15 protein-coding genes and 1 riboswitch are annotated in these 12,883 nt (G+C 45.1%); of the genes, 8 read left to right on the top strand and 7 right to left on the bottom strand.

Annotated elements, in window-relative coordinates; translation table 11 throughout:
• Nucleotides 1-205: 205 nt before the first annotated feature.
• From ACFO0S_RS01800 to ACFO0S_RS01780, 5 genes are all read right to left on the bottom strand, one after another.
• Entirely contained in the window at nt 206-1,336 is a 1,131-nt protein-coding gene (locus tag ACFO0S_RS01800; protein ID WP_378139556.1) for a bifunctional cystathionine gamma-lyase/homocysteine desulfhydrase, read from the bottom strand.
• On the bottom strand, nt 1,329-2,267 hold the full coding sequence (locus tag ACFO0S_RS01795; RefSeq protein WP_378139554.1) for a PLP-dependent cysteine synthase family protein: 939 nt from the start codon (nt 2,265-2,267) through the stop codon (nt 1,329-1,331). The genes ACFO0S_RS01800 and ACFO0S_RS01795 overlap by 8 nt, the downstream gene beginning before the upstream one ends.
• On the bottom strand, nt 2,264-2,740 hold the full coding sequence (locus ACFO0S_RS01790; protein WP_378139552.1) for an S-ribosylhomocysteine lyase: 477 nt from the start codon (nt 2,738-2,740) through the stop codon (nt 2,264-2,266). Before ACFO0S_RS01790 ends, ACFO0S_RS01795 begins: the two co-directional genes overlap by 4 nt.
• A complete protein-coding gene (locus tag ACFO0S_RS01785; protein WP_378139550.1) occupies nt 2,737-3,387 on the bottom strand; it encodes a class I SAM-dependent methyltransferase in 651 nt (216 codons plus the stop codon). The genes ACFO0S_RS01790 and ACFO0S_RS01785 overlap by 4 nt, the downstream gene beginning before the upstream one ends.
• 194 nt (nt 3,388-3,581) lie before the next feature.
• Nucleotides 3,582-4,286: a GNAT family N-acetyltransferase gene (locus ACFO0S_RS01780; RefSeq protein WP_378139548.1), complete on the bottom strand. Its 705-nt coding sequence runs from the start codon at nt 4,284-4,286 to the stop codon at nt 3,582-3,584.
• A gap of 105 nt (nt 4,287-4,391) precedes the next feature.
• Between ACFO0S_RS01780 and ACFO0S_RS01775 the strand changes: the two genes are divergently transcribed.
• From ACFO0S_RS01775 to ACFO0S_RS01760, 4 genes are all read left to right on the top strand, one after another.
• Nucleotides 4,392-5,087 carry an ABC transporter ATP-binding protein gene (locus ACFO0S_RS01775; protein WP_378139546.1) on the top strand — a complete coding sequence of 232 codons (696 nt, stop codon included), beginning with the start codon at nt 4,392-4,394 and terminating at the stop codon, nt 5,085-5,087.
• Entirely contained in the window at nt 5,077-6,366 is a 1,290-nt protein-coding gene (locus ACFO0S_RS01770) for an ABC transporter permease (RefSeq protein ID WP_378139544.1), read from the top strand. Before ACFO0S_RS01775 ends, ACFO0S_RS01770 begins: the two co-directional genes overlap by 11 nt.
• 177 nt (nt 6,367-6,543) lie before the next feature.
• Nucleotides 6,544-6,813, top strand: coding sequence for a 30S ribosomal protein S14 (gene rpsN, locus ACFO0S_RS01765; RefSeq protein WP_378139541.1), 270 nt, complete (start codon nt 6,544-6,546; stop codon nt 6,811-6,813).
• Nucleotides 6,814-6,821: 8 nt separating this feature from the next.
• The gene (locus tag ACFO0S_RS01760) at nt 6,822-7,160 is read left to right on the top strand and encodes a hypothetical protein (RefSeq protein WP_378139540.1); all 339 of its coding nucleotides are present in this window, start codon (nt 6,822-6,824) and stop codon (nt 7,158-7,160) included.
• Nucleotides 7,161-7,191: 31 nt separating this feature from the next.
• Here the strand turns inward: ACFO0S_RS01760 and ACFO0S_RS01755 are convergent, their stop codons facing one another.
• Nucleotides 7,192-8,238 (bottom strand): glycosyltransferase, encoded by a 1,047-nt coding sequence (locus tag ACFO0S_RS01755; protein WP_378139538.1) that lies wholly within the window; start codon nt 8,236-8,238, stop codon nt 7,192-7,194.
• A 49-nt stretch (nt 8,239-8,287) separates the two neighbouring features.
• Nucleotides 8,288-9,304 (bottom strand): phosphotransferase enzyme family protein, encoded by a 1,017-nt coding sequence (locus tag ACFO0S_RS01750; protein WP_378139536.1) that lies wholly within the window; start codon nt 9,302-9,304, stop codon nt 8,288-8,290.
• Nucleotides 9,305-9,430: 126 nt separating this feature from the next.
• A riboswitch (TPP riboswitch) is annotated at nt 9,431-9,536 on the top strand.
• Between the two features lie 81 nt (nt 9,537-9,617).
• Here ACFO0S_RS01750 and ACFO0S_RS01745 point away from each other — a divergent pair.
• Genes ACFO0S_RS01745 through ACFO0S_RS01730 form a run of 4 tightly spaced genes read left to right on the top strand, consistent with a single transcriptional unit; the run spans nt 9,618 to nt 12,836 of the window.
• Nucleotides 9,618-10,211, top strand: coding sequence for a YkoF family thiamine/hydroxymethylpyrimidine-binding protein (locus tag ACFO0S_RS01745; RefSeq protein WP_378139534.1), 594 nt, complete (start codon nt 9,618-9,620; stop codon nt 10,209-10,211).
• Complete coding sequence (locus ACFO0S_RS01740; RefSeq protein WP_378139532.1) at nt 10,201-10,779, top strand: ECF transporter S component; 579 nt, start codon at nt 10,201-10,203, stop codon at nt 10,777-10,779. Before ACFO0S_RS01745 ends, ACFO0S_RS01740 begins: the two co-directional genes overlap by 11 nt.
• Complete coding sequence (locus tag ACFO0S_RS01735) at nt 10,703-12,166, top strand: ABC transporter ATP-binding protein (RefSeq protein WP_378139530.1); 1,464 nt, start codon at nt 10,703-10,705, stop codon at nt 12,164-12,166. The genes ACFO0S_RS01740 and ACFO0S_RS01735 overlap by 77 nt, the downstream gene beginning before the upstream one ends.
• Nucleotides 12,129-12,836 carry an energy-coupling factor transporter transmembrane component T family protein gene (locus ACFO0S_RS01730; protein ID WP_378139528.1) on the top strand — a complete coding sequence of 236 codons (708 nt, stop codon included), beginning with the start codon at nt 12,129-12,131 and terminating at the stop codon, nt 12,834-12,836. The genes ACFO0S_RS01735 and ACFO0S_RS01730 overlap by 38 nt, the downstream gene beginning before the upstream one ends.
• Nucleotides 12,837-12,883 lie beyond the last annotated feature (47 nt).

Raw genomic sequence — 12,883 nt, 5'->3', positions numbered from 1 at the left:
GATGCAAGAAATAAAGTAAGAACTCTTGAGCACTATTTGTAAAATCAATTTATTTACAAGTATATAGTTGTTTGTTATGATATATATTACTAATAGCGGTGCAACGCTTTGGCCTGCACTTAAGGAAGTCGGATGAGTCCGACTTCCTTTTTAAATTTTAAACCCCCTTACTCACTTAAGTAGTGAATGAAGGGGGTTTATTTTACTACAACGCCTGCTCTAAATCCTCTAACAGGTCCTCGACATCTTCAATACCTACGCTGATACGTACGAGTCCATCGACAATGCCCAGTTCTGCACGGCGCTCAGCCGGAATCGATGCGTGTGTCATACGTGCTGGTACAGAGATTAAGCTCTCGACGGCACCTAAGCTTTCCGCTAATGTAAAGTAACGAAGTTTAGATAGTAACTCGTCAGCTTTTTCGGCAGAACCGACATCAAAGGAAATCATTCCACCAAATCCGCGAGATTGCCCTGCCATCACGTCACGGCCTGGATGAGCAGCGAGTCCCGGGTAATAGACCTTGCCGACTTTCTCGTGTCCGTCTAAGTATTCCGCTATCTTTTGTGCACTTGTAATGTGTTCTTCCATGCGAAGTCCTAATGTCTTAATCCCACGGATCAACAACCATGAATCTTGTGGCCCTAAAATAGCTCCTACAGAGTTTTGCACGAAATGCATATCTGTCGCCAACTGTTCAGAATTCACCACAACGAGGCCAGCTACAACATCGCTGTGCCCGCCAAGGTACTTTGTTGCACTATGAAGCACGATATCTGCCCCGAGCTCCAGTGGTTTCTGCAAGTATGGGGTCATGAATGTGTTGTCGACGATGGTGACAATATTTTTCGACTTTGCCAGTTCTGTCAGTGCACGCACGTCGGAAACTTTCAATAGTGGGTTGGTTGGTGTCTCAATAAATAAAGCTTTTGTGTTCGGCTTGATCGCCGCCTCCACTGCTTCTAAAGACGAGGTATCTACAAAGGTTACATCTAAACCAAAGCGATTCAAGACTTTTGTCAGGACGCGGTATGATCCGCCATAGACATCATCGGTTGCGACGATGTGGTCCCCTGATGAGAACAGCATCATCACAGATGTGATAGCAGCCATTCCGGAACCAAATGCAAAACCGGCGTGCCCGCTCTCTAAATCTTTGATTAACTCTTCCAGTGCATGGCGTGTCGGGTTGCCTGTACGAGAATACTCATAGCCGTTAAACTTTCCGACGGCTTCTTGCTTATACGTGCTCACTTGATAAATCGGTGTGGAGACTGCTCCCGTCGTTGCGTCTCCCACAATTCCTGCATGGATTAACTTCGTTTTTTCACGCATGTGAATCCTCCTCTTTCCATAATTCGTATACATCTTTACTTAAATAACGTTCACTCGAGTCTGCAAATACCGTGGCAATGACACTGCCTTCCGGAAGCGTCTCTGCTTCATTTAGAGCTGCTGCAAACGCTGCTCCCGCGGAAGAACCGACAAGTAATCCTTCCTTTTTCGCAAGTTCGCGCATCCAGTAAAATGCCTCGCGATCTGTAATGGTATGAATACCTTCCATCAGGTCTGAGTTCATAAATGTCGGAATGAATTCCATGCCAATGCCTTCAGTGTCATGTGGCCCGCTTTCCCCACCGTTTAGAATGGAACCTTCAGGCTCGACAATGACGGTGCGAATGGACGAGTCTTGTTGTTTCAAGTAGGTAGCAACTCCTTGGAACGTGCCACCGGAGCCCCCTCCGGCTATAAACACATCAAGTCTACCACCAAGTGCTTCATAGATTTCCGGACCTAATGTATCTACATATGCACCAGGATTTGCCGGGTTTTCAAACTGTCCCGGCACAAAGCTACCCGGCATTTCTTTCGCAAGGGAATGTGCTTTGGCAATCGCGCCTTTCATGCCTTCTGAAGTCGGAGTATTGACGAGCTCTGCACCGAGCGCCTTCATCAATTTCTGTTTTTCGACACTGAATTTTTCCGGTACGACACAAATGACTCGGTAGCCTCGGCCAACTGCTGCGAGCGCCAGTCCGATTCCGGTGTTGCCTGCTGTCGGTTCAATGACGGTGCCACCAGGTTGTAACTTGCCACGTTCTTCCGCATCACGCAATAAGGCAATGCCAAGACGGTCCTTGACACTGCCTCCCGGATTTAGATATTCCAGTTTTGCCACGATGCGGCACTGATTGGGAATCTCCATTTGTGAGATTTCAAAGAGCGGTGTCTGCCCAATCAATTGATGCACGTGTGTGTAGATCATGCCTCTTCGCCTTCCTTGAAGACGATATGCCACTCATCTTTTTTCGCAAGCATGTCGCGTGCAATCTCTTGAGCACCTTCTAATGAGTGGTTCGCTGCCCAGCCGCACTGCACGACGTTACAAGCCGGTACTTCTGTTGCTTCTAATACGTCTTCTAATGTTTTTTCGAGAATCGTTAAGACCTCATCAAAGTTGTCATGGTTGATGAAAGATAGATAGAAACCTGTCTGGCATCCCATCGGACTTAAGTCGACCACTTTGTCGGTGTGGTTACGAATGTTCTCGGCCATTAAATGCTCCAATGAGTGGAGGCCTTTCATTTCCATAAACTCTTCATTCGGCTGTTTGAAACGGATGTCATACTTTAATACCATGTCACCTGCTTGACCTGATTTCGTTCCTGCAAGACGAACATACGGTGCGGCAACTTCCGTGTGATCGAGGTTAAAGCTTTCTACATTCATTTGTTTCATTTCGAATCTCCTCCTAAAGTGGCGTCCATGAGCCAGACATAGTCGTTCATTTGTGTAAAAGTGACGGTAAATCCAGCCTCTTGGAACAGATTCTCAAGCACTGGAATCGTTGTATAGTATTCACGTTCCAAGTCTTCTGCGACAGCTGCAAATCCGCGTTCTTTTTCTTTATCGATCTGATTCTGCTTCGCTTCTTCCGTGATGAAGACAGTATCGGCAAATACGACTTTTCCATTCACAGGTAAAATCGACGCATATTTCTTTAAGGCGATGCCTTTTTCTTCATCTGTTAAATGATGAAAGACGTAGCTACTGATGAACCCGTGGATAGGTTGCTCTGGAACGGCAAACTCGAGTAAATCACCTTCTTGCACCTGTAGATCTGTAAAGCGTTCTTGAAACAGCTCCCTCATCTTATCATGAGGTTCTACTGGTACTACTTCGACACCTTTTTCTAAAACCCTTTTTGTAAGATTCCCTGTTCCAGGCCCAAATTCAATAACAGTTCCCTGCACTCGTGCCGCCACCGCATCAAGAATCTCTTCATATCGTTCAAACACATCCGCATATTGCGGGTCTTGCCCACTGACACTCGCATCATATTGTTCAGCCCACTCATCAAAGATGTGTAAAAATTCTTTTCCCACTCTCGTTGCTCCTCTATCCCTCATATTATTAATCCTAGTAGAATACTAAGATTATTTATACCATATGTTTGCTGGAATGAAAAGTGAAACACTGTCGCCTTCAAATCGTCAGTATACTCAGAATTCATGCAATCAATTCTCTTTTTTTACATGCATAGGAAGCGATGGGTAATACTCTGGAGATTTCAACAGAGTCAGTTTCGATCGATACGATAAATGCCTTTGCGGTCTCTTTCTGCTGCACCATTTGCTACCATAATACGAATCATACCTATGTTGGACGTATCCGTACTGCCCACATAATGAGAAGCCCCCAGTTCTTTCAGACGGTGAAGGGCAGTTGCGTGGCAAACTGTAGCTTTTCCCTTTCCCCGCCACTTCGGCATCATCCCGAAATAGAAGAGTCGTCCCTCCGAAGTCGTGTTGGGTTCGATATGAGGTATGGCCATTCCTATCACTTCGTCTTGCTCATAAAACAACATCGCAAGCTCTCTCCATCCTTCCCCGAGTTCCAAACGGAGGGATTCCATGATTTGATCCATGGTAAACAATTGATTCTTATTAACGGACCCACTTTTACACGCTTCATAAATATCTGCAAACTGATTATCGGTTCGCTCACTCGCGTAGAGAGTTCGCCATGACTGGAGTATCTGTGGCAATTCTTCTATTAATCCTCGCTCATGTTCTACAATCGTTGACACGACTCGAAATCCTTGATTCTTCAACTCTTCTTCAAAAACTGGATCCATTAATAGAGACAGATAGGGTGTATCTCCTTGCTGCCACTCTATTATTAACTTATTCAGTCCTTCTCTATATTCTTCTACGGAAATACTTGGCTCTTTCTTTTGATCGGCTAGCGTATATTCCCCTGGTTTTGTAATCATTTCAAACATGAGTATATCCCCTTTTGTGTTCTTAAGAATTTCTTCAGAATGTCGGTACCTTTTTGGTAAGATTTACGTTCTATACTTAGATTATACAAGAAAGGAAGTGTTCCAATGATTGCGATTCACCAACTGAATCACACATTTGCCATTGGTAAAAAAGGAAACGAGAAAAAAGTTCCGGTGCTTCGGAACGTCAGTTTAGATGTCGCTGAAGGAGAGATCGTGGCTATCCTCGGGAAGAGTGGCTCGGGGAAATCCACACTACTTAATCTAGTGGCTGGCTTTATGAGTCCAGATTCCGGCACGATTCAAGTGAACCGACAGGAAATCACTTCTAAGAATGAGACGGAAAAATCGAATTTCCGATTGCAGAATTATGGCTTTATCTTTCAAAGTTTTCAGTTGATGCCCGGATTGACGGCATTTGAAAATGTAGAACTGCCACTTAAATTACAAGGTGTAAAGAAAGTCGAACGACAAGCACGTGTGAAAGAAATGCTCACACAAGTCGGCTTGCTCGAAGTAGAAGACCATTATCCGAATGAATTGTCAGGCGGTCAGCAACAACGTGTCAGTATTGGCCGGGCTTTGATAGGGAAACCCTCTATACTCTTAGCTGACGAACCTACGGGAAGTTTGGATTCGGAGACGGAACAAGAAATCCTCCAGCTTATTCAGCTTTTAAATGAACGATTTGGCATCACCTTTGTTATCATCACACATGACGAAGAAGTGGCGCGAACAGCACATCGCCAGTACCGCATGCATGACGGTGCGATTACCGAGGAGGCGCACTATGTTAGCTAAGGATCAACGAGAGTTTATATCTCAACATATGAAACGCAACAAATTACGTGTGTTTATGACCATCTTAGCCGCCGCGATGGGATGTGCATTTTTAATCATCATTGCATCTGTCGGGTTTGGATTACATAAGACGATTCAAGATGAAGTGCTTTCCAACCGTATCGTGACAGAAATTGAACTTCACGGAAAACAAGACGGTGGTGTGATAACGGATGAAGAAATTGACTCCATCCGAAACAAAGACAATGTCAAGACGGTCGTGGAACGTATTTCTGTTCCTGGCTATGCAAACGTGAAACTCGATGGGCAAGAAGGGTATGGCAACCTTGTCTATACTGATTTAGAAGCGGAACAGCAAGCGAATTTGGCTCTCGCTTCGGGAACGATGCCACGTACTAACAACGAAGTTGTCGTCGGATATCAATTTGCCAACAGTTACCTAACAGAGGAACAGCAAAAGCAATTGGAATCTGCTGAAAACTACTATGAAGAAGAAACCAAACTTGCCGGCACCATTCGTGACACATTGATTGGTAAAGAAATTTCCATCGATATCTTGGATCATGAAACAAATGAAGTGAATGCCTCTCAGACCTATATCATTACAGGTATCGCGAAACCGCCTACGAAAGACTGGGCGTATGACCAAAATATTTATACATCTAACGACATGGCTCCCCCTGTCTTAGCTGCCTTTGATATAGAACAGCCAGATAAAAATGTGACGGTACATGCAAGCGATTTCCAATACGTGAGTGACTTGACTGAAAGTTTGAAAGAGGACGGCTTCTACGTCTATTCCGTCACTGAAGAGCTGGGTCAAATGAACATGTTGTTTAGAGCCATTCAAATTGGTCTTGTAATCGTGGGAACAGTAGCGGTATTGATTGCATCCATCGGTATTTTCAACACCATGACTATGGCGGTTACGGAGCGTACACGGGAAATCGGCATCATGAAAGCAATCGGTGCCCCACCACGCTTGATTCAGCGTCTGTTTTTGATGGAGAGCACGATGATCGGCCTCATCGGGACCGTGATTGCCGTCACAGTTTCCTATGGCATCAGTATTCTCGTCAATTGGATCGTGCCAATAATTGTGTTCAGTTCCATTGATGAAGATGCACCAACGGATATGAGTATTATCGTATCGTATATCCCTTGGCAGCTCGTCTTGATTGCAGCAGTCATCAGTATCGGAGTTGCCGTCCTCTCCGGTTGGCGTCCTGCACGAAAAGCGACACAAATCGATGTGATCCAAGCATTAAAAGAATCGTGAGAAAAGCCGTCTATTGGCGGCTTTTTTTAATGGCTTTGCGTACAAATACTCTCACTGAAAGTTAGGCTTGCACTCTGTATTCTCTTCATGATAAAGTATCAACATACATAAATCGTAATCGTTACGTTTTATTAATTATGTATCTAGATTCTTTGATATACTGAAGGAGGAAAAAGAATGGCAAAGAAATCGAAAGTCGCTCGAGACAAAAAACAGCGGGAGCTCGTCGCTCGTTACGCAGAGAAACGAAGAGAGTTAAAGGAAAAAGGTGACTATGCTGCATTAGCCAAATTGCCGCGGGATTCATCTCCTAGTCGTTTAAAAAATCGCTGTGAACTCACGGGACGTCCGCGAGGCGTTTTACGTAAGTTCAAACTGTCGCGCATTGCTTTTCGTGGACTGGCCCACAAAGGTCAAATTCCTGGCATCAAAAAAGCCAGCTGGTAGGTGATAACATGAATGAGATTGCCCTTCACTTTGCTGCTCAAAGTGAAATTCGTAAGCTTCCTGAGAGACAACGGGAAATCTATACATTCGTAGTCAACTACGAAGAGTCCCTCGCAGATCGTGCGACGACCGAAGAGGAGTTTAAAGTACTCCTTCTTAGTCGTGAACCTTATGAGGCTGCCGCACAGAAGTTTAATATCCCGGGTGCAACAATTGTAGAAATCGTCAATACATGCGAACGCCACATTCAGATGAATGTCAGTGAACGAATGAAGCGAGTTAGTTGGTATAGACTTGAACAACCCATCACTTCGCAACCGTCCCATTCCTATATACTGACATTATAAAAGCGCATGAGCTCAAGGCTCATGCGCTTCTTTACTCTTCTTTTCTGAACACCCAAGCTCGTTGAACGACAAAGCCAAAGATAAACAAAATCGTATCAACCAGCACCTTCAATACAACTTCTCCTCGACCCAGCCACTCATTGTAAAGCAGATGAACTGAGCCAGCAGAAACCGCCATAATAAAAGCAGCTAATACATAGTACCGGATCAACGACTTACTAGATCCTTGCCCGAATACTTTATGTCGGTTCACAAAATAATTAAAGAGACTCGACAATACCCGTGCTGCAATCGTGGCGAAGATGATAAACATTTCGGGAGCATCTTCTTTCCAGAAATAGATGAAAAGAGAATAAAGGCCGATATCGAGTGCAAAAGAAGCGCCTCCAGAAAGTCCGTAAAGTAAAAAGATTTTATAAATGTGGAACGAATCACGTAGCGGGTGAAAATGAGAAGATTTGTTTTCATTTAAATACACCGTCTCAATTTCGACTTCTTCGATTGGGATGTTGTTTGCTTTTAAACTACCAAGTACATTCATCTCATATTCAAAACGTTCGCCTTTGATGGATAAGAAAAGCGGCAAATGTTGTACAGGAAACCCTCGTAACCCTGTTTGGGTATCCGTTAAAACGGTCCCCGTTGAAAGTCGAAACAATACGCGTGTAAACCTGTTTCCAAATCGACTCCGGAACGGGACGGCCTTGTGGGAAAAGTCACGTGCCCCTAATATCACAGCATCCGGCTTCTGTTTCATACGCTCTGCAATTTTCAGCATGTCCGATAACAAATGCTGACCATCTGCATCGATCGTGATGACACCATCCACCGGAACGTTTTCGTTCAGTATGTAATGAAATGCAGTTTTTAAAGCACGGCCTTTCCCTTGATTCTTCGCATGATGAAGAACCGTCACTTCCGGAAACGCTTTGATGTCTTCAAAGAACGAAGCAAATTCTTCTTCTCCACCGTCGTCCACAACAATAATATGGGGAAACTTTGAAGCAATGAGCTCATCGATGATCGCACGACATTTTTCGTCGGGTTTGTAGGAAGGGATGATGATCGCTGTCTCCATGGGTCACCTTCTTTCTCTTAGTCTGCACTGCTTCTATACCCTTGTTTCTTTACTTCAATACATCATTTATCAGTTTCGTCAGATCTAATTCAGCAATCGGTTCGTTTATACGTAAACGTCGACCTAACTCTTCAACAACTGGTTTTAAGTTCGGTTCTGCTTCCAAATCTACTTTTTTATGAAACACGGCATATAAAGTCAAGTCGCGTAACGTTAAGTATAGTGGTAACTGCTTAAGCCATTCGTGCTCTAATGGTCGAATTTCCGTGTACCCTTCCACAAAAGGAATGAAAAATTCCATTGCTTTTTCAGAACGTACCATAAGGGATTCATTACGGTGACGCGCCCACACGGTGTAGTATAAAGGAATACTCACATCATGGATGTAGTGGAAAAACATCGTGTCATCAAAATCAAAGACATGAAGGGTCTTCTCGTCAATAAAGAAATTGCCCTGATGTATATCGGAGTGGATGATTCCATAGACGTCGGGGGTTGTAGGTAAGTTGCGAATCTCTTCCACAATTTTCTTATTCAGTTGAATGATTTCTGCATCTTTTGCTGAATCGATCCAGTCCTCGATACTAATCAAATCGTCTTCATACCAATGCGGACGAGAACCTTTCTTCACTTGATACGAACTTGCCGCTTCATGAAACTGAGCTGTTACCCGTCCCCACTCACGTATATGTTCATTTGTAAACGAGTCCTTCATTTCATATGCAGATACGCCAGGTGCTTTATCAAAGAGACACGCTAAAAAACTACCGTCTTCAAGTACTAACTCTTCTACAAGCTCCCCGTTTAGACTTAAATGATTCATAGAAACATGGAGCCCACGTGCATGTAAATCATTGACCCATTCGAGTTCTGCAATCACTTGGTCCTTTGAACGGTGTGACGTGTGCGTTAATCGCAACATGTATGGTTTTCCGTCTTTTTTCACCTCGTATACGTAATTCTCAAAGTCGCCTCGTTTAATGGCATCCGTGGCATCTGCCCCAAATAAATGAGCCGCCTTTTCAAGTCGTTCAGTTGTAAACATTTCATCAATCCATTGTTCCATTTCACATTCCTCACTTTCCTATTACCTACTTCGGTTTACAAACGAACCATTCCTTCTTTTTCCTTCCCTACTTGCGAAACATTTTTTAGTCTGCTATGATGAGGGCGAAAAAGAACTACATACCGAAACCTGCACTAGGGGTGCCCAAATTGGCTGAGATGCGAGCGTGAGCTCCGATCCCTTATGACTCGATCAGGATAATACCTGCGTGAGGAAGTGTAGTGACTCTTTCTTTGTTTTATGGGAAGCAGTGGCTACATCTTTCGCGGATGTAGCTTTTCTTTTTCCCATTTTTCTCAAAGGAGGCGTTCCCATGCAATGTGGAACAAGTAAAATCATCGGTTGTCGTTTCTCGCTTCATCCGATGGATTCAGAATTTATCTCAATTATTCAAGGTGCTCTGGCGGAAGTGGATCTTTCCACAGTCTGGCGCCACACCGATGACGTCTCGACCGTCATTCGAGGAGAAGGCCCGCATGTCTTTAATGCCTTAACCGCTCTTACAGAAAAAGCGGCATCCCACGGCAAACACATGGCGATGAATGCGACGTTTTCGGTCGGCTGTCCGGGTGATACGGCAGGGGATTCCTATATGGGAATTGAAGATGCTGTGAAGAACGAAATTCCAGAAGGACCTTACGTTTCGAGCCAGTTCTCTCTCTATCCCCTGAACCAGAGCGACTACATGGAAACCATTTATCGCGAGATCAACCGTGCGAAAGAGCGCGGTGTCTATAACGAATCGATGCACTATGCGACCGGAATCCATGGGTCTCTCAAAGACGTATTCTCTTTTTACGAAGAAACGTTTGCAGAAGCACAGATTGGGGAGCATCCTCATGTTGTAATGACTATCAATATGAGCATTCACAGCCCTTCTCACGGAGGTGCTGAACATGCTCGCTAAATGGAAATTGAAAGAAGTCGTCTTGATGTCCTTACTTGCTGTCGTTTTCGGAATCATCTACCTTGTTTTCGTACACATCGGCAATATCTGGTCCAGTCTCATTGGTCCGATTGCGTATGAATGGATTTTCGGGGTATGGTTCCTCGTCTCCATTGTTGCCATGGCTATCATACGTAAACCTGGTGCTGCGTTGATTTCGGAAGTAATGGCGGCTACCATTGAAGTATTGATTGGGAACGCTCTTGGTCCTCGTTTGATTCTGGTAGGTCTTGTGCAAGGCCTCGGGGCGGAAGCAGCATTTGCTGCCACACGCTATCGCCGGTTTGACTTACCTGTTTATATCTTGGCAGGGGTCCTTGCTGCGATTTTCAGTTTTGTTTATGGTTACTTACTCGGTGGATTTGCAGCCTTATCCCCTTGGTACGTCCTGTTGATGCTTGGCATACGTATCTTAAGCGGAGCTGTCATCGCCGGCTACGGAGGCCACTTAATTGTCAACGGACTATACGCAACAGGTTCATTACGCGGCTATGCGATTGCGCGTCAGAAACGTGATGCGCGTGCGTGAAGCCATTGTTTTTCAGAACGTTACCTTTGCGTATCCGGAAGAGGAAGAGAAACAAATTCTCGACCAGATCTCTTTCACCATCCATGCTGGGGAGAAGTGGCTGATTAAAGGGCCAAGTGGTTGCGGCAAGTCGACGTTGTTTTATTTAGTCAACGGGCTGTACCCAGATGTTTGTGATGGTATTGTTTCCGGAGAACGCACGCTGTTTGGTGAACCATACGCATCGTTTCTTCCAGGACAAGTCAGTCAGCAAATTGCCACGGTTTTTCAAGATCCGGACAGCCAGTTTTGTATGCCGACTGTAGAAGAAGAACTCGCGTTCACACTCGAGAACCGAAGTGTGCCACGAGACGAGATGGATGGAGAAATTACACGAGTACTAGAAGAAACAGGACTTACTGCCTTTCGGAACCGTGTCATTCAAACTCTATCTGGTGGAGAAAAACAACGGGTCGCGACAGCCTGTGCTCTTCTGATGAAACCTTCCATTTTCTTGCTTGATGAACCACTCGCGCATTTAGACCCCGTCACGGCGAGAGACTATGTAGAATGGTTTGGGGATCTTCAAAAGCGAAACGGCTGGACCGTTCTTGTGATTGATCATCAAGCAGACGTTTGGGGAGACTTTTTTGATGTGGTGTATGAACTGTCGAGTATCCATTCGTCAGAAAAGAGTAGAGAATCGTATAGACCTAAACCTATAACAACTCGTTTTGAATATACAGCTAGATTAGCGGCTCTCCCGATTGTAAAAGAAGCAGAAATTCACTTAGTGGGTGGGGAAATCACTGTACTTGCTGGTCCTAACGGCAGCGGGAAATCGACCTTGCTAAAAGCACTCGCCGGAATTATTCGATCTAGCGGTAGCCGTTCGATGGATGCCATCGGCTATGTACCGCAATCGCCTGAATTCTTATTCCTTACCCCTTCGGTTCGTGGAGAAGTACAGTTTGGCGGGGGAAAGAACACCGACTCTCTTCTTGCGCTGTTGCAACTTGAGTCGGTAGCGGATGCGAACCCTTTCGCCGTTAGCCAGGGACAGAAACGCCGGACAGCCGTTGCCGCTATGCTCAATGATGGTCACCCGGTTCTTCTTCTGGATGAACCGACAGCCGGGCAAGACTCCTTTGCGCTCTCTCAATTGGAATATGCCCTCAAAGTGGTGGCCGCTGAAGGAAATGCACTCCTCGTCGTCACACATGATATGGCATTTGCTAGTCGTATTGCGAACCATCTGTTGTTGATGAAGAACGGTGAAGTTCAAGGACCGTTTTGTCCGGACAAGGTATTTTCATCTCCTGACATACTTGAAGCCTACCGATTACTGGCTCCGAAAGGAAGTGACACAGATGCAAACCTGGCTACATCGTATGAATCCGTCCGTTAAAATGCTCGTCACATTTGTCGTCATTTTTGCACTCGCTTTCTACTTTGACCCGTGGACACCGCTTTATGTATTTATTGCTGTGCTGATTTTGCAACTTCTATTCGCACGCATCTCTTGGAAGCGGTGGTTCTTGCTCATGCTGCCGTTTGCTATCGGGGCTATTGGCTATTTCTGGACGACGTATGCCTTTGGGACAAGTGAGGACCGTCTAGCGACAGCCTTTTCTCTAAGTTTCCGGGTGCTGGCGTTCTCTTCCCTATCTCTGTTGTTTGTCTTAACCACATCACCGATGCTCTTTATCATGAGTTTGATGCAGCACCTAAGGCTGTCTCCGAAGCTTGCTTATAGTTTACTCGTCGGCTATCAGTTTTTACCGGTTCTAAAAGAGGAATTTATTCAGATTCGCCAAGTGCAACGTATGCGTCAAGGGGGCACCCATCAAAGTGCGATTAGTCGCTTACTTTCTTTGCGGACGGTTGCCATTCCTCTTCTCGCCGGCGCGGTACGAAAAGCCGAACGCACGGCTTTTGCTATGGAAGCCCGTGGATTCACAGGTACACGGGAGCGGACTTATTTTCATCAAGTACCATTTCGTCGTTTAGATATTTACCTTACCCTGTTTCTTCTTGTTGTTTTCGGTGGGTGCCTGTGGTTAGGCTCAACTCATTGATTCCCCTTTCCTACGTGGCTACAATGCAGTAAAAAAAGGCGGGAACA

The organism is Chryseomicrobium palamuruense, assembly GCF_042649045.1.
Classification (GTDB): domain Bacteria; phylum Bacillota; class Bacilli; order Bacillales_A; family Planococcaceae; genus Chryseomicrobium; species Chryseomicrobium palamuruense.
The sequence above is the reverse complement of the archived record's forward strand: the minus strand, read 5'-3'. Positions and strand labels throughout refer to the sequence as shown.